We start from the raw sequence: 14905 nt of genomic DNA, 5'->3' as shown, positions 1-14905 counted from the left end.
GTTGATTGCATAAGCCCTTCTTGATGAAGGGCACAATGCAACAGGCAGACAAGGGAGACCGACATGAACAGTCAAACCGACTTCGCCAACAAGGTTGCTCCGCGCGCCGAGGCCATGAAGACCGAAAAGCCGCTTGAGCCGAAAGAGGCGCGGCAAGGCCGGCTGGGCCGTCCGGTTCTCTATGTCCTGCTTGCCGCTCTGGCCATTGCCCTGGCACTCTGGGTGCCGCTTGAATGGTGGGGCCGCACCGAAGCGCCGAGTGATCCGTCGCCCGCCGGCGTCAGCCAGTCGGCACCCGCCGACAGCGGTGCCGCGGTCCCGTCAAACTAATGTGGCTCGGCTAAACAACCGCCGGTAGCCACTGGACTTTCGTTGGATATTTCACGATAACGTCGCAGGTGCCGAAGCGCGGTTGCTTCGGCACTTTGCATTTCTGTATCGACGTGTGATGCGTTTCCGGGGGAGCACATGATGAAGACAGATATCGCCCGGCGCGTGTATAACCACGCCTGGAAGCTGGATCCGATCATCCGCAGCCTGATCGACACGGATTTCTACAAGCTTCTGATGCTGCAGATGATCTGGAAGCTCTATCCGGACGTCCACGCCACCTTTTCGCTGATCAACCGGACGACGTCCGTCCGTCTGGCCGACGAGATCGACGAGATGGAACTGCGCGAGCAGCTCGATCACGCCCGCACGCTGCGCCTCTCCAAGAAGGAGCTGATCTGGCTGGCCGGTAACACCTTCTACGGCCGCTCGCAGATCTTCGAGCCGGAATTCCTGGCCTGGCTGTCGAAATTCCAGCTGCCGGAGTATGAGCTGACGCGCCGTGACGGCCAGTACCAGCTCGATTTCCATGGTCCCTGGATGGAAACGACGCTGTGGGAAATTCCCGCGCTCGCGATCATCAACGAGCTTCGCTCGCGCGCCGCCATGCGCTCGCTCGGCCCCTTCACTCTCGACGTGCTCTATGCCCGCGCCAAGGCCAAGATGTGGGACAAGGTGGACCGGCTGAAGGCCCTGCCGGGCCTGAGAATCTCCGATTTCGGCACCCGCCGGCGCCATTCGTTCCTCTGGCAGCGCTGGTGCGTGGAAGCGCTGAAGGAAGGCATCGGCCCGGCCTTTACCGGCACCTCGAACGTGCTTCTCGCCATGGACTCCGACCTGGAAGCCGTCGGCACCAATGCGCACGAACTGCCGATGGTCGCCGCTGCACTGGCGGAAAACGACCAGCAACTCGCCGAAGCCCCCTACAAGGTCCTCAAGGACTGGAACACGCTTTACGGCGGCAACCTGCTGATCGTGCTGCCGGATGCCTTCGGCACGGCCGCCTTCCTCAAGAATGCGCCGGAATGGGTGGCCGACTGGACCGGTTTCCGGCCCGACAGCGCGCCCCCGATCGAGGGCGGCGAAAAGATCGTCGCCTGGTGGAAGAAGATGGGCCGCGATCCCAAGGAAAAACTGCTGATCTTCTCCGACGGCCTCGATGTCGATGCGATCATCGATACCTACCGCCATTTCGAGGGCAGGGTGCGCATGAGCTTCGGCTGGGGCACCAACCTCACCAACGACTTTGCCGGATGCGCACCGGACCCGATCGACGGCCTGAAGCCGATCTCGATCGTCTGCAAGGTGTCCGACGCCAATGGCCGCCCAGCGGTCAAGCTTTCCGACAATCCGCAGAAGGCGACCGGCGATCCGGAAGCCGTCAAACGCTACCTGCAGTTCTTCGGCAGCGAGGACCGGGTCGACCAGGAAGTCGTCGTCTGACAGTGATCTGATGTGTGTCGGTGCGTCATCCGCCAACACCCTCTCCGGACGGCCCTCGGCGAGAGCCGCCCGTATCGGGCTTTAGGCGGAACTGTTGCCGCCGCTACTGGCCGGTCGGGGCAGCAGGTGCGGCGTTCATCTGCGATTCCTGCTCCGCCTGCTTCCGTTCGGCTTCACGCTGGATATCCAGCAGGCTCATGAACGGAGGCGCATTCTGGAGGGCCTCGCTGTTCGAGGCCAGGACGAGCTTCGGTGCGCCGTTTTCGTCGGTTGACTGGTCAACGGCATCTATCGGAACGGCAATATGCCGCTCGCCCATGCCAAGAAAACCGCCGACGCTGATGACGAAGGCCGATATCTTGCCGTCGTCTCCGACAACGATGTCGCTGATATCGCCGAGCGTTTGGCCGTCATTCCCCTGAACATTCAGGCCAATATAGTCGGCAACGAGCCATTGGCCTTGTTCCTGCTTGGGGATGAATGCGATCGGCTTGATGGGAACTGCAGTCGCGTCTGGCGCAACCGTTGCGTCTGGCGTGGCAGAATCGCTTTGCGCCGGTGCCATCCCGGTATTCGGGGCGGCCGTATCTTGCGCGAATGCCGGAACACTTACCAGAACCAGCGTCAGCGCACTGGCCGAAAAAAGTCGTTTCAACATGACAAGCTCCTTTTCAGGTAGCCCTCTTTGGCATCGGACATTGAGGGCGCATGTCCGATGCCAAGCGAATCTGTAGTTGCAAAAGGTGGCGTTTTCGCGGCCAGGTGCGACCTGATGCCGCAGCCGCTGGTGTCAGCGGGCGATGGGCGGACCGTAGAGGGCGCGGGCGCCGTCGATGTCGCCTGATTGCGGTGCGCGGAACGCTTCAGTGTACTTGTAGTACATCAGGAAGCCGGCGTGATAGTAGTGGTCGAGACCGATCGCATGGCCCAGTTCATGCGTGAACGTGTAGCGGATATCATAGGCCGACGCGTTTCCGCCGAAGCCGCTTTTCCAGATGCGCTCCGGGTTGAGGCAGATCATCGAGCGGGAAATGGTCGCGACGGACTGCGCATTTGGCTCGCGGCCAAGGTTGGCCCGGCCATCAGGAATGTTCAGCGCGCGGTCGCCGGACCGCTTTGCGTCCTTGGCCAGCACGGGCTTGCGATATTCGACATTGGCAAAGGCGTAGCCGGTCGGTTCGCTCTGCTCCCCGATCAGGATGTTCGCCTTGGCCGGGTCCGAAACTTCCTCGAACGTGATGCCGGCGACGCTGGACCAGAGAGCCGCCGCCGCGGCCGCCTGTTGCCGGATGTCGTCTTCGCTGAGGCCCGATCGCTGTGCGACGCTCTTCAACGGAGCGATATCGCCGCAGTTCCGCGCCTCCGGATCGTGAAACGCCGCCGTCGCGAAGGCGTAGGTGACATGCGCCGGAGAACCAAGGGTCGGATCGCCCCATTTGACGACGTGGCCGTCAAGCTTCAGCAGCTTGTAGTGGTTTTCCTCGGCGTGAACCAAGCCAAACCCGGACATGAAAAGCATGCAGGCGCCAAGCGCCACCCTGGAATATCTGCCCAAATTCCTCGCCCCGTGGACTGTCGCCAGATCTGTCCCCACAGGCTGGCTCATTACTGATCATCATGTTTGACCAGAGTGGCCCGAGGCTTGCGGCCGGCGCAACTCCCCAGAAATTGCGGTATGCCCGCCTCGCACCTGATCCCGGCAGTTCGCCGGCGATGATCAAACCAGCAAACAAGCAATCCCCGTGCCATGGGGTGTAATTCATTGAAATCGCTGAAATACGGGTTCAGGCAATACTTTGGGGAAGGATGAAGTTGCCGTTTTCGGGGGCAATCCCGGGTATGACTGCACAATCGAACACCGTTTGCAGCGTCTTGGCGTCGAACACCTCAGCCGGCGTGCCTAGTGCCGCGACGCGGCCATTCTTCATCAGCACGATTCGGTCCGCGAACATGGCGCTGAGATTGAGATCATGCATGACGGCGATCACGCCGCCGCCGCGCCGTGCATAGGAGCGGGCGATCTCCATGAGGCCGATCTGGTGGCGGATGTCGAGGCTTGCGACCGGCTCGTCCATCAGCAGCCAGCGTGGCTCGCCATGCGCGACCGGCTCCCAGATCTGGCAGAGCACGCGGGCGAGTTGAACACGCTGGCGCTCGCCGCCGGAAAGCTCCTGGTAGAGCCGTCCGGAAAAGCCGGAAAGATCGACTGCCGTGAGCGCCTGCAGCACGCGGCGCCGGTTCTCTTTGTCCGATCCGCCGTGAATGCCCGCGGAAATGCCGAGCGAGACGACCTCGTCGACGGTAAACGGAAAGGCGAGCTGGATTTCCTGTGGCAGCACGGCGCGCATGGCGGCGAACTGCCACGGCTTCAGCGTGCCGAGCGGTCGGCCGTTGATGGAGACCTGGCCGGACACCGGCAGTTCGCCGGAAAGCGCCTTGATCAGCGTGGTCTTTCCCGAGCCGTTCGGCCCGGCGATCACGGTGACCTCGCCGGCGGTGGCGTCAAAGTCAAGATCGGCGAGGATGGTCCGGCCGCCGAGCCTGGCCGAGATCGCCTGCGCCTCGTAGCGCATGCCGGGATCGTGGCTCATATATCCACCACCGTGCGGCTTCTGAGCAGGAGCCAGAGGAAGACGGGGGCGCCGGCCGTGGCCGTCACGATGCCGATCGGCAGTTCGGCCGGTGCGACGATCGTGCGGGCGAAGGCATCGGCCAGCACCAGCAGCGAGGCACCCAGCAGGGCGGATGCCGGCAGCAGATAGCGGTGGTCCGGGCCAACGGACAGGCGGATGATATGAGGCACGACGATGCCGACGAAGCCGATGCCGCCGCTGACGGCGACAGCTGCCCCGGTCATGGCGGAGACGAGCAGGATGCAGCCGGTCTTCAGTCTCTGGACCGGCACACCCATATGGCCGGCCGCCGCCTCGCCGAGTGCGAGCGCGTTGAGCTGCTTTCCGAGGAAGGGCGCGGCAGCGAGGCACGCGAGGATCAGCGGTCCCACGGTCATGGCCTTGCTCCAGGTGGAACCCGCCAGCGAGCCGAGCCCCCAGAAGGTCAGGTCGCGAAGCTGCTTGTCGTCGGCCATGTAGACCAGAATGCCGGTCGCAGCCCCCGAAAAGGCGCCAAGCGCTATGCCGGCAAGCAGCATGGTCGCGACAGAGGTTCGTCCGCGGCGCGTCGCCGTCAGGTAAAGGATCGTGGTGGTGGCAAGCCCGCCGCCGAAGGCCGCGATGGGCAGCGCCGAAAAGCCGAAAAGGGCGGTGAGCGGAGCCAGCAGCGAGCCGCCAAGCACGATCATTCCCGCTGCCCCGAGAGCCGCCCCGGCGGAAACGCCGGCGAGGCCCGGGTCGGCGAGCGGATTGCGGAAAAGCCCCTGCATCAGGGCGCCGGAGACGGCGAGCGCCGCTCCGACCAGCGCGCCAAGCGCGATGCGCGGCAGGCGGATGGCGCCGAGGATGATGCGGTCGCTGGCCGACACGCCGGCATCGGACATGCCGGCAAGCGCAAGGAGGGCGTCAAGGGCCGATGTATCGGATGCACCGGCCGTCAGGGACAGGCCGCAGGCAAGCACCAGCGCGACGCCGAGTGCCGGAATGGCGATGCGCGCACGCGCCCCGCGATCGGCGGGCCACAGGCCTGTCCGCCGGCGAAGGGCGTGCCGCTCGACCTCTTGGAGCATGATCGTCATTCCGTCTATGTTGCCGGCTTGTATAGGGCGCTATGCAGATCGCGGATGGCATCGGGCGTCCGTGGCCCGAAGCCCAGCAGAAACATTCCGTCCATGCGGATGATGCGTTTGGCCTTGCCGGCCGGCGTTTCGGCAATTGCCGGCTGCGCGAGAACCTGCTCGTCGCCGGCCGCGTGGTCGCCGGCCCCAGTCATCATCAGGATGAGGTCAGGCGCGGCGGCGAGGATGGCTTCGTCACTCACGGGTTTGTAGCCGGAAACGCCGGCCATCGCGTTTTCGCCGCCCGCCATGGTGATGATGGCGTCCGCATGCGAGTTCGCACCGGCGGCCATCACCCGGCCGTTCTGAAGCGAGAGCACGAAGAGAACCTTCTTGCGGACGGACACGGCCTTGGCAGCAGTCTCGGCGGCGGCAAGGTCCGCGTCGAGCCGGGAGGCCAGCGCTTCGGCCTTCTCCTGCTCTCCGATCGCCTTGCCGACGGCATGCACCTTGCCGACGATCGCCTGGCGGTCGTAGCCGTCGGGAACCGTTGTCAGCGGGATGCCGGCCTGCTGCAGCACGGAGAGCGCCTCGGGTGGCCCGGCGCCCTCGAGGACGAGGATGAGATCCGGATTGACCGAGAGCACGCCTTCCGGCGACAGCGCCCTGATGTAGCCGGTGTCCGGAAGCTTGAGCGCTTCCGGCGGATAGGTGGAGGTCGTGTCGCGCGCCACCAGCCGGTCCCCGGCGCCAAGCGCGAAGACGATCTCGGTCAGGGAGCCGCCGATCGATACGATCCGGGACGGGGAGGCGACGCCGGCCGCCACCGAAAGGCGCGGCCACGCCAAGGTGGCGGAGCCGATCAGGGCGGTCGCGACAAGTGCACGTCTGGAAATCGATGTCATTGCCGTCTCACGCTGCCTGGGTGTCGGAAAGGCGCGGCAGCGCCTCGACGATCGCGCGCCAGTTCGGCCGCTCGTCCTGCCCCTCGATGCGCTTGCCGAAGAACTGGATGATCAGTTCGCCCTCGGCATCATAGGCTTCGATGGAGGTGACGTGTCCCTTGTCGACGGGTTTGCGTACCGCCCAGGTCTGGGCGACCTTGTCGGCGCGCAGATGCAGGTGGAAGGTCGGATCCATGACATTGACCCAGGGTCCCATCGTGGCGACGTTGTGGAGCGGTCCCGAATGAATCTGGATGCAGCCGCGGCTGCCGACGAAGCACATGATCGGCAGGCCGTCGTCGACGGCGGCGAGCATCATCGCATGCACGGCATCCGGTGCCAGCTGCCAGGCAAAATCCTCGCCGATGCTTTCGAGCGCCTTCAGGCGAGACAGTTCGAGGTCCTTCAGGATGCCGACGAACTGATGCGTGTCGGTCATGCCCTCCCAGCGTTCGCGCAGCTTCTCGTGCGGAACGGCGTTGTCGTTGACGGGGCTGGTGCGGGAGTAGGCGGCCGCGGCAACCGGAACATTCTGGTCTGGGAGCGCCAGCTTGTCGGCGAGGGCCTGCCAGGCGCTCACATCGCTGGCCGGACGCAGGTGCACCTTGTGAACGGCCTCGCCACTGGCGTCGAAGAACTGGAAGCTGCGCTTCACCGTCTCGCCGGTGTCGAACTCGACGGCAAAGCCGTGCACCCAATGCTTGGGAAACATCCGCATGTCGATCTGTTCACCAAGCATCATCGCGGCGTTGCGGCCGTCAATGTAGCGGTCATAGACCCCGATCTTCTCGTGCACCGCGAATTCATTGCGGGTCAGCGCCATGACTTCGCCCAGGGCTTCAAGGCCCGGAAAGACGCGCTCGAAGTCGGTCGAAATCCGACGGACACCGTGGCCAATCCATGCTGCGATATAATCGGCCTCCGTAATGCCGAGACTGGCGGCCAGATCGCGTTCGCGGAGTTTCGGATTGTCCTGTCTTGCTTTGCGGATGTCTTCCGCCGTCGGCAGATTGCCGTTCATTCTGCGCATCTCCTACTTGTTGAGAATAAGTTTGCCCTGGCGGGTGATCTTCAGCCGGTAGGAAAAACCGGCGTGTTCGATCCGTATCTCGCCCGTGCCCTTGAAGAGGAATGCGCTTGAATAGACGGGTGCATTATTGTCCGCGGGTTCGCCGCGGTCTTCGGCGTCGTAATTTTTGCTCGTGCCCATGTCACACTTCATCAGGTCACCCGATTTTCAAAAAGGGCTGATTGTTTCTATGGCCTGGCTTGCACTGCTGGCTGGGCTTGTCTCATTAATATGAATATCATAGTCAACTTATGAACGTGTCGCAATATATGATTTTTATAATCATCTTTTAAATGCCAGCCGATCGTCAGCCCGAACGGCCGCCTGCCGGAAAGGCGCCGCGGGCACGGGAATTATTGTTGACTAATCAATTCATGTATTCTAGCTCAAAGATGAATTGTAAAGTCATATTTATGTTCGCCTGCCTGCAAGGCTGCGGACAAGTCCCAGGGAAGCAATCGACCATGATGAGGACCGGAATTCGGATTTCATTGGCCGCGATGGCCCTTGCCGCCGCTCAGCCAGCGGCGGCGACGGGCGAGGCTGCCGCCACTCCGCCGCTGCAGATCGAACTCAACAAGCTCACATCCGTCGGTGGCGGCTGCCGCATGACCTTCGTGACCAGCAACCATACCGGCGCGGAGCTGAAGAAGGCGGCATTCGAGGTCGTTCTTTTCGACAGCCGCAACCTCGTCGACCGGCTGACGGTCTTCAATTTCGGCGAACTGCCGGATGGCAAGACGGTCGTCAAGCAGTTCGATCTCAAGGACGGCGATTGCACGAGCTTCTCGCGTCTCCTGATCAATGGTGCGGCCGCATGCGACGGTCTGCCGGGCGGAGTCGAGGCGTGCAACGGCATGCTGGAAACGGCCAACCGCACCGATCTGCAGTTTGGCAAATAACCCGATCGCGAGGGAAATGGACATGAACGCTTATTTTTCCGGAGCATATGACATGCTCGCCTCGTTCCTGGAACTGGGCGGGCCGGTGGTCGTGATCCTCTTTGTGACGTCCATCGTGGCCGCCGCGCTGGTGGGATTGAAGCTCGTGCAGTTCAGCGTGCTCAGAGTGGGGCGCACCGGCCGCGCCGCCAAGGCCATCGCGCTGTTCAAGGCGGGCGAGACAGAGGCTGCTGAAGATCTGGCTCGGGGCGGGCGAAGCGCCAGTGCCTTCGCCGTGGCCACGGCGATGCGCCTGTTGCGCCGCGGCGATCTCGCCAAGTCCGACATCGAGGAAGAGATCAGCCGGATCGCGCTCGTCAGGCTGCATTCCCTGGAAGGCGGTTTCCGCTTCCTCGATATCTGCGTTCAGCTCGCCCCGCTTCTCGGCCTTTTCGGAACCGTGCTCGGCATGATCGATGCGTTCCAGAAGCTGCAGGGAGCGGGAAGCTCCGTCGATCCGTCCATTCTCGCCGGCGGCATCTGGGTGGCGCTTCTGACCACGGCGGCCGGCCTTGCCGTCGCCATGCCGGTGTCGCTGGTCCTTACCTATCTGGAAGCGCGGGTGGAGAAGGAGCGGGTGGCGATCGAGACGATGGCCTCGGAAATACTGTCGCCGGCGCTGCGGCCGCCGCGTGACCCGCGCGCGCAGGCGCCGCTTCGCCAGGTGGAGCTGCGGCATGCGACTTGACATGCCGCGCCGGTCTCGCCGGCGCCTGTCGATGACCTCGCTGATCGACGTCATTTTCCTTCTGCTGCTGTTCTTCATGCTGTCTTCGACCTTCACGCGCTTCGCCTCGGTCGAACTCGCGGCGCCGGCGTCCGCCGGCGGCAGCGGCCGCCAGACGGCCGACATCATCGTCAAGCCCGGCGAGGAGGAATGGCGGATCAACGGCGTTTCGATAAGCCAGGCGGATGTCCCCGCGACGCTGGAAGACTACCGGGACAAGGGAGCCGCGAAGGCGCTTCTGATCGTCGATCCCTCCGTGGCCTCCCAAGGCTTCGTCAAGGCGCTGGAAACGCTCAGATATCTTCAGTTCACTGTGACGGTTGCGAAGTAGTGCCATGATTTCCATAGCCCGAAAGAGACAGAAGCGCGAAGTCGAGAGCACGATTGCCCTGATCAACGTCGTCTTCCTGATGCTGATCTTCTTCCTGATCGCCGGCACGCTCGCCCCGCCGCTCGATACCGGCCTCTCGATGATCGAGACGGAACAGTCGTCACCCTCTCCGCCGCCCGATGCGCTGGTGGTGCTCGAAGACGGCAGCCTTCGGTTTCGCGGCCAGCCGGTGGCGGCCGCCGCCTATGTCGAGATGCGTCGGCAAAACGAGGATGCGGACGACGGAACATACCGGCTGGTGGCCGACAGACGGTTGCCGGCGACGCAGATGCTGGAGGTTGTCGCCGCCCTTCAGGAGGCCGGCGCCGAGAGGATAGAACTCGTCACCGAACGGGCTGCAAAATGAAAACCCGCCTGATTCAATGGGGGGCGGCGCTGGTGCTGTCCGCTTTCGTTCACATGGCCTTTGCCGGCTATTTTGCGCCCGGCCCCGACGAGGTGCTGATCGCCGGCTCGAGCGACGTGGGCGTGACGGTGCTGGGCGATGCCTTCGCCGATGCGCAGATGGCCGGGGAGGCCTCCGAGGAGACGGACACGGTCGAGCCGACGGAATTGTCCGAGGCCGATATGGAAGAGCTGGATCCGGCCGCAGAACCGGTCGAAACGGTCTCTCCGGAGACGAGCGAAGTCGAGCCTGCCGACGCCACGGCGCAGGAAGTCCCGCTGGAGGCCGCGGAGGCTCCGACCGTCACCGAGGCGGAGGTCGAACCGACCGAGGCGGCCGAAGCGGATTCCGTCGCCGAAGTTGCGGCGGTTCAGGCCGAGCCGGAGGAGCTTCAGGCGAGTGAACCGGTGCCGGACGTCGTTCCGTTGCCGCGTCCGAAGCCGCCTGCGGCAGCCAAGCCCGAGCGTCCGCGCAAGACGGAGAAGGCGCGCGCCAGACCGGTGCGCCAGGCAAAGGGTTCGGGTGGTGATTCCGACGCCGACAGCCGACAGGCCCGGGAGGCGCAAAGCCAGGGACGCAAGGCGAGCGCTGCCGGCAATGCTGCTGTCTCCAACTACCCAGGCAAGGTTGCCCGCAAGCTGCGCCGCGCGGTGCGCTTTCCGTCCGGCGCCGGCAGCCAGGGGGAGGCGAGGGTCTCCTTCGTTGTCGACCGGAACGGCAATGCCGGGTCGGTCAGGGTCGTGAGAAGCTCCGGCTCTGCCGAGCTGGACCGGGCCGCTGCCGAGGCGGTTCGCCGCGCCGCGCCGTTTCCGCCGATCCCAGAGGGCGCCGGTCGTTCGAGCTGGCAGTTCGTCGTCCCGATCCGCTTCGATCGCTAGTGCGATTTGCCGGCGGCAGCCGCCGTTTCGCATCGCTGTCGGCTTTGCGTCCCGCCGCCGGGTCTGATATGCGGTGACGCCCGGTGCGGCCAGATGCGCCGGACTTCGGCGGGAGCGGTCGATGCACCCCCGGCCTGGGTGGACAAATTCAAGCGAGGCATACGATGGAACACACCATTCTCCTGATCGGTTGCGGAAACATGGGTTTCGCGATGATGCGCGGCTGGATGGCCGACAATCCATCGCTTGCCGTCCACGTCGTCGAGCCGGCGGACGCCCTGCGCAGTCGTGCGGCCGATGCCGGAGCCGTCGCCGTTGCCTCCATCGATGAGGTGCCGGCCGACCTCACCCCCGATCTCGTCGTCATCGCGGTCAAGCCGAACACGGTTGGCGACGTTCTCAGGCAATGCGCGGCCTTTGCCGAGCGCAAGGCGACTTTCGTCTCGGTTGCTGCCGGGATCACGACGGCGGCGATGGCGAAGAACCTGCCGGAGGGTGCTGCGATCATCCGCTGCATGCCGAACACGCCGGCGGCGATCGGCGAGGGCATGATGGTGCTGTTTGCGGGCGACCAGGTGAGCGCCGATGCCCGCGCGCTGGCCGAAACGCTCTTGAAGACCTCCGGCGCAGTTGCCTGGATCGACGACGAGGCGCAGATGGATGCCGTTACCGCCATTTCCGGCTCCGGGCCCGCCTATGTCTTTCATTTCATCGAGGCGCTGATCGACGCCGGCGTCGCTCTCGGCCTGCCCAGGGAGACCGCCGCCCTTCTCGCCAAGCAGACCGTTCTCGGAGCGGGCCGCCTCGCCATGGCGTCCGATACCGATCCGGGCACCCTGCGCGAGCAGGTGACGAGCCCCAACGGCACCACGGCTGCGGCCCTCAAGGTGTTCATGACCGATGATCGGACGAAGACGCTGATCGCCGAAGCCACCCGGGCTGCCTGCGAGCGCAGCATCGAGCTCGGCAAGGCGGATTGACTGGTCCGGCCAACTCCTTAAGGATCGCCGTCGAGCCCCTTCAGCCAGTCGGCAAGAGACAGCATGACCATCGACCGCATTCGCTTCGTTCTGTTCCTGAACGGTCTTTTCCTCTGGCCGCTTGCCACCATGATGCTGGTGCCGGCCATTGTCGATCTGGCTGACTACAACTACGGCGATGCGCGGAATTTTGCGATCTCCGCCGTCATCACCGGCGCGGTCGGGGCCCTACTGGTGCTTGCCTTCCGCGAACAGCATTTTGACGTGACCGACCGGCGCACGGGCTTTCTGATCACGGTCAGCGCCTGGCTGCTGGCGGTCTTCTTCGGCTGCATTCCGCTGCTCGGCAGTTCGCAGCATATCGGCTTCACCGATGCCATGTTCGAATCCGTCTCGGCGCTGACGACGACCGGCTCGACGATCCTCGTCGGTCTCGACAACATGCCGCGCGGTCTCCTTCTCTGGCGTTCTCTCCTGCAATGGCTCGGCGGCGTCGGCATCATCGTCATGGCGCTGTCCTTCCTGCCGGCCTTGCGTGTCGGCGGCATGCAGCTGTTCCAGTCGGAATCCTCCGACATTTCCGGCAAGCCGTTTCCGAAGATCAGCCAGATGGTGCGCGCCATCCTGTTCGTCTATTTGAGCCTGACGCTCGCCTGCGTGATCGCCATGATGTTCGCCGGCATGCCGGCCTTCGACGCCATCAATCACGCGATGGCGACGATCGCGACCGGCGGGCTTTCGACCAAGGACGCATCGATCGGCTACTATCGGTCGGTGCCGATCGAGATCGTCACCGAAATCTTCATGGTCGCCGGCGCCCTTCCGCTCGGCTCCTATGCGGTATTCCTCGTCAATCGCGGCAAGAAGCCCTTCGTCGACGACCAGGTGAAGGCGTTCCTGATCGTTCTGGCCACGGCGATCGGACTGTGCACGGTCTGGAACATTTCACAGGGCATGATCCCGCGCGAGGCGCTCCGCCTTTCCGCTTTCAACGTCACCTCCGTCATCACCGACACCGGTTTTGCCACGTCGGACTTCTCGACCTGGGGCAGCTTTGCCGTCGGGCTGTTCTTCATGCTCTATCTCATCGGCGGCTGCGCCGGTTCGACGGCCGGCTCGATCAAGATCTTCCGCTGGCAGATCCTGTTTGCCGGCGTGATCCGCGGCCTGAAAAGCATGCTCTATCCCAACTCGGTCATGCGCGTGCGCTATCAGGGCAGTGCCGTCGACGAAGCCGTGGTCAGCAATGTCCGCAACTTCTTCTTCGTCTACATCGTCACCCTGTTCGTCCTCTCCATGCTGGTGATGGCGACGGGCGTCGATTTCCTCTCCGCGACATCGGCGGTGGCCCAGGGCATGGCCAATGCCGGCCCCGGCCTCGGCCCCCTCGTCGGCCCTTCCACCAACTTCTCGGCCATCCCTGAACTCGCCAAATGGTGGATCATGGCCGCCATGATCCTCGGCCGCCTGGAGCTGATGACGTTCTATGTGATGCTGATACCGGCGTTCTGGAGGCGGTAGGGCAGGAAGGGAGTGTAGCTGTAAGGGCAAGCTCACAGGCGACATCAGGCATCGCCAGAGCTTCACAACAGTCCGGCAGAGACGAGGGCTGTACGGACTGCAGAAAGATGAGCCCGCGCTCCGTATCGATCAAGAGCAAGGTTCCTTGCTTGCTCCGACATCTCGGACGCAGCGGCGGGCGACGCCATGACCCACGCTATTTCGCGTGCGAATTCTTCCGGGGTTTCCGCCAGGCGGTAGTGCTCCTGCGGTATCAATCCCAAGCCCTCCACGGCTTTTGCGGTGGCGACAACAGGACAGCCCACCGCCATTGCTTCAAGCCCCTTCAGCCGCGTTCCTCCGCCCACCTGCAGAGGAATAGCCGTCACAGCAGCCGTCGCATATACCTGTGCCAAATCGAGAGGGTTCGTAGTGAGGCGATGACCAAGCGACTGAACGAGAACCTCAATGCTCTTGCAGGGTCTTTTCCCGCATACATGCAACTGCGCTTCCGGCACCAGTTGCTGCAGCCTCGGCATGATATCTTTGCATAGGATCTCGACTGCCTGGAGATTTGGAAAATAGCTGAGGTGTCCTAGGAATAGAACTTCCTGCGATTGCTCTGCAGCCCGCGCTGGGCCCTGTTGGGCCCAGTCGGGTATCGGGTTGGGAACAACGCTTAATCGCTCACAGACGAATAAGTCCTCGGCTTCTTTCTTGTCGTTTTCCGAGCAAACCCAGACCTGTCGCGCCGCTTCAACGCTGCGGCGCTCTGCACGAGGGCCGTTCCAGTCCCTAACCGCCAGGATCAATGGCGCTAAGGGACGCAGAATGCGTGAAACCCTCTGGACCTCGGTCTGCAGGCGCAATTTGCTTTCGACATTGTGCATATCGATGATGACGGGAATAGCCGGCACGGCCTTTTGGAGCGCATCGACGAATTGAAGTAGAACTATGCCCTCTACGAGAACGAAGGCGGGGCGCTCACGCAGACATTCCGCCACCAACTGGTCTATGCCTTCCGCGAGGCGAGGGCATCCACGATCAGCTTCAGGCCTTCTTCGAAGGCGGCCTCACGATCTATATGCGGAATTTCGGCCACATGACGTTCTGCCGTGCTGGAGGTGGCTTCCGCCTGTTCCTCGAGCACGCTTCCTATAGTGAAGTGACTGGACGCGAGCATTGCCATCTGAGCATCTCGCTCGGGCAAACCGGACGCGACCAGGAAGGCCATCTTGTGCGCAATCCGATCCATGTCTGTGGCGCCGGGACGGCTGCCCGCATGGAGCTTTGCTCCGTCGCGTCGCCTTAGCAACGTTCGTCGGAAACTGCGTGTGTTGTCGAGAAACCAGGCGCGCCAGTCGTCCGCTGGCGTTGGCAGCGGAGCGGCCGCGTGCGGCGCCATCGCGGTCTCGGCCATGGCGGAGAGCAGCTCCTCCTTGTTGCGAAAATGCCAGTACAGCGAGGGTTGTTCGACGCCAAGCCGCTTGGCGAGCTGTCTCGTGCTGATGCCCTCAAGACCAACCTCGTCCAGCAGGTCGAGCGCTGCGGCAATGACGGTTTCACGATTCAGCTTGGCCATATTGACAATCTATCGTTGATAGGGAATTTTGTAAATCAAACTATCATCGATAGATTGGAGTTGAT

18 protein-coding genes are annotated in these 14905 nt (G+C 63.4%); 9 read left to right on the top strand and 9 right to left on the bottom strand.

The features are described from left to right. Positions 1-63: 63 nt before the first annotated feature. Complete coding sequence (locus ACU5AY_RS16215) at positions 64-330, top strand: hypothetical protein (protein ID WP_446826973.1); 267 nt, start codon at positions 64-66, stop codon at positions 328-330. A 138-nt stretch (positions 331-468) separates the two neighbouring features. Further along, positions 469-1773, top strand: coding sequence for a nicotinate phosphoribosyltransferase (gene pncB / locus ACU5AY_RS16210; protein WP_446826972.1), 1305 nt, complete (start codon positions 469-471; stop codon positions 1771-1773). A 103-nt stretch (positions 1774-1876) separates the two neighbouring features. Here the strand turns inward: pncB and ACU5AY_RS16205 are convergent, their stop codons facing one another. From ACU5AY_RS16205 to hemP, 7 genes are all read right to left on the bottom strand, one after another. Next, a complete protein-coding gene (locus tag ACU5AY_RS16205; RefSeq protein WP_446826971.1) occupies positions 1877-2428 on the bottom strand; it encodes a PRC-barrel domain-containing protein in 552 nt (183 codons plus the stop codon). 135 nt (positions 2429-2563) lie between these two features. Beyond that, complete coding sequence (locus ACU5AY_RS16200; protein ID WP_446826970.1) at positions 2564-3283, bottom strand: matrixin family metalloprotease; 720 nt, start codon at positions 3281-3283, stop codon at positions 2564-2566. A gap of 274 nt (positions 3284-3557) precedes the next feature. Beyond that, positions 3558-4364, bottom strand: coding sequence for a heme ABC transporter ATP-binding protein (locus tag ACU5AY_RS16195; RefSeq protein WP_446826969.1), 807 nt, complete (start codon positions 4362-4364; stop codon positions 3558-3560). Then, positions 4361-5455, bottom strand: coding sequence for a FecCD family ABC transporter permease (locus ACU5AY_RS16190; RefSeq protein WP_446826968.1), 1095 nt, complete (start codon positions 5453-5455; stop codon positions 4361-4363). Before ACU5AY_RS16190 ends, ACU5AY_RS16195 begins: the two co-directional genes overlap by 4 nt. 14 nt (positions 5456-5469) lie before the next feature. Further along, positions 5470-6348 carry a heme/hemin ABC transporter substrate-binding protein gene (locus tag ACU5AY_RS16185; RefSeq protein WP_446826967.1) on the bottom strand — a complete coding sequence of 293 codons (879 nt, stop codon included), beginning with the start codon at positions 6346-6348 and terminating at the stop codon, positions 5470-5472. 7 nt (positions 6349-6355) lie between these two features. Then, on the bottom strand, positions 6356-7408 hold the full coding sequence (locus ACU5AY_RS16180; RefSeq protein WP_446826966.1) for a hemin-degrading factor: 1053 nt from the start codon (positions 7406-7408) through the stop codon (positions 6356-6358). 12 nt (positions 7409-7420) lie between these two features. After that, positions 7421-7597 (bottom strand): hemin uptake protein HemP, encoded by a 177-nt coding sequence (gene hemP / locus ACU5AY_RS16175; RefSeq protein WP_446825700.1) that lies wholly within the window; start codon positions 7595-7597, stop codon positions 7421-7423. A gap of 323 nt (positions 7598-7920) precedes the next feature. On the opposite strand from hemP, the gene ACU5AY_RS16170 reads away from it, so the two are divergent. The 7 genes from ACU5AY_RS16170 (at position 7921) to ACU5AY_RS16140 (ending at position 13279) form a co-directional block, all read left to right on the top strand. Beyond that, on the top strand, positions 7921-8358 hold the full coding sequence (locus ACU5AY_RS16170; RefSeq protein WP_446825699.1) for a hypothetical protein: 438 nt from the start codon (positions 7921-7923) through the stop codon (positions 8356-8358). 22 nt (positions 8359-8380) lie between these two features. Beyond that, entirely contained in the window at positions 8381-9085 is a 705-nt protein-coding gene (locus ACU5AY_RS16165; protein ID WP_446825698.1) for a MotA/TolQ/ExbB proton channel family protein, read from the top strand. Further along, entirely contained in the window at positions 9075-9455 is a 381-nt protein-coding gene (locus ACU5AY_RS16160; protein ID WP_446825697.1) for a biopolymer transporter ExbD, read from the top strand. Before ACU5AY_RS16165 ends, ACU5AY_RS16160 begins: the two co-directional genes overlap by 11 nt. Positions 9456-9459: 4 nt before the next feature. Then, a complete protein-coding gene (locus tag ACU5AY_RS16155; protein ID WP_446826965.1) occupies positions 9460-9861 on the top strand; it encodes an ExbD/TolR family protein in 402 nt (133 codons plus the stop codon). Then, positions 9858-10778, top strand: a complete 921-nt coding sequence (locus ACU5AY_RS16150) for a TonB family protein (RefSeq protein WP_446826964.1) — start codon at positions 9858-9860, stop codon at positions 10776-10778. The genes ACU5AY_RS16155 and ACU5AY_RS16150 overlap by 4 nt, the downstream gene beginning before the upstream one ends. A 164-nt stretch (positions 10779-10942) precedes the next feature. Next, the gene (gene proC / locus ACU5AY_RS16145; protein ID WP_446826963.1) at positions 10943-11758 is read left to right on the top strand and encodes a pyrroline-5-carboxylate reductase; all 816 of its coding nucleotides are present in this window, start codon (positions 10943-10945) and stop codon (positions 11756-11758) included. Between the two features lie 63 nt (positions 11759-11821). Next, entirely contained in the window at positions 11822-13279 is a 1458-nt protein-coding gene (locus ACU5AY_RS16140; protein ID WP_446826962.1) for a TrkH family potassium uptake protein, read from the top strand. Positions 13280-13341: 62 nt separating this feature from the next. On the opposite strand, the gene ACU5AY_RS16135 is transcribed toward ACU5AY_RS16140, so the two are convergent. Both ACU5AY_RS16135 and ACU5AY_RS16130 read right to left on the bottom strand, forming a co-directional pair. Continuing rightward, the gene (locus ACU5AY_RS16135) at positions 13342-14262 is read right to left on the bottom strand and encodes a glycosyltransferase (RefSeq protein ID WP_446829038.1); all 921 of its coding nucleotides are present in this window, start codon (positions 14260-14262) and stop codon (positions 13342-13344) included. 8 nt (positions 14263-14270) lie between these two features. Further along, positions 14271-14840, bottom strand: coding sequence for a TetR/AcrR family transcriptional regulator C-terminal domain-containing protein (locus tag ACU5AY_RS16130; protein WP_446826961.1), 570 nt, complete (start codon positions 14838-14840; stop codon positions 14271-14273). Positions 14841-14905: the final 65 nt, after the last annotated feature.

This window comes from Rhizobium sp. PAMB 3174 (assembly GCF_052908375.1).
This window is presented reverse-complemented; position numbering and strand designations above follow the sequence as displayed.